The 1,205-nt window shown below is 59.2% G+C and carries 2 protein-coding genes; both read left to right on the top strand.

Annotated features, from left to right (window positions below; translation table 11 throughout):
- Positions 1 to 222 precede the first annotated feature (222 nt).
- Positions 223 to 543 carry a helix-turn-helix domain-containing protein gene (locus RH857_RS13505; RefSeq protein ID WP_310538495.1) on the top strand — a complete coding sequence of 107 codons (321 nt, stop codon included), beginning with the start codon at positions 223 to 225 and terminating at the stop codon, positions 541 to 543.
- A 44-nt stretch (positions 544 to 587) separates the two neighbouring features.
- Positions 588 to 1,205, top strand: a 618-nt coding sequence (locus RH857_RS13500) for an IS3 family transposase (protein ID WP_310538494.1), incomplete at its 3' end; no start/stop codon positions are given.

The following is a 1,205-nucleotide window of genomic DNA, read 5'->3' as shown; positions in this document are numbered from 1 at the left end:
TGAAGTGCTCCCCGGAAGTTGGACTGGTTAATCCAGTTCCTTCTTCCGGGGAGTATTTCTATGTATGCACGAAGTTCGCTGAGTCTTGATCAGCGTGTTCAGGCCGTAGTCTTGTTCGAACAAGGGCTTGGGTCTGCGGCGGTGTCGAAGAAACTCGAGGTTCGCCGGGACCCGGTCAAGAAGCTCCACCAACGGTGGAAGCTCCATGGCAGGGATGTGCTGATGCGAAAAGCGAAGAACACCAGCTACAGCTACGAGTTCAAACTTGATGTGGCTCAGCGGCATATCGACGGCGAGGAGGCCGCGGCTCTGGCTGCCGAGCACCAGCTGAGCTCGCCGATGCTGGTGAAGTCCTGGTCCCGGACCTTACGCCGGTACGGGCCGGCAGGATTGGCGCCGAAGCCTCGCGGACGCCCGTCAGGACAGCCTGCCAAGCAGAAGACTGAGGTAGAGAGACTGCAGGAGGAGAACCTCCGACTTCAGGCAGAGAACGCCTACCTGAAAAAATTGCGGGCTTTGAGGGACCAGTCAGAACAAGCCTGAAGGCCCAGGCTGTTGCTGCCCTCAAAGCCGACTACCCACTGCCTGTGCTCCTCACTGCTGCTGGGCTGGCCCGGTCGACGTTCTTCTATCACCAGGCCCAGCCAGAGCGACCTGATGCCTACGCTGAAGTCAGGCAGGCGCTGAAGAAACTCTTCTACGCCGCTAAAGGTCGTTATGGGCACCGGCGACTGCATCTGCTACTGCAGCGACAGGGCTTCACCATCGCGAAGAAGACCGTGCTGGCACTGATGCGATCCGAGGGGCTGATCTGCCGGACCCGTCGGCGGAAGCGCTTTAATTCCTACAAAGGACAGCTGGGCCGGATCGCAGCCAACCAGCTCGGCAGAGACTTCGAAGCCCAGGCCCCGAACACCAAATGGGTCACTGATGTCACCGAGTTCAAAGTCGGTGACCAGAAGCTGTATCTCTCACCGATCATGGATCTGTTCGACCGGCAGATCATCTCCTATTCGCTCAGCCAGGCACCGACCACCGCGTTCACCAACGCGTCCCTGAAAGATGCCCTGGCCACCCTGGACCCAGACCAGAGACCCCTCGTTCACTCAGACCAAGGCTTTCACTACCAGCACGCATCCTGGCAGAACCTGCTGGCCAGCAAAGCCGCAGTCCAATCAATGTCCAGAAAGGGCAACTGCCTGGAC

The organism is Nesterenkonia flava (assembly GCF_031432335.1).
Classification (GTDB): domain Bacteria; phylum Actinomycetota; class Actinomycetes; order Actinomycetales; family Micrococcaceae; genus Nesterenkonia; species Nesterenkonia flava.
Note: the sequence above shows the minus strand (reverse complement) of the source record. Positions and strands in the feature narration are given on the sequence as shown.

Bases quoted from the DNA above. Each gene is read 5' to 3' on its own strand.
- RH857_RS13505 (WP_310538495.1), top strand. From the start codon at position 223: ATGCGAAAAGCGAAGAACACCAGCTACAGCTACGAGTTCAAACTTGAT.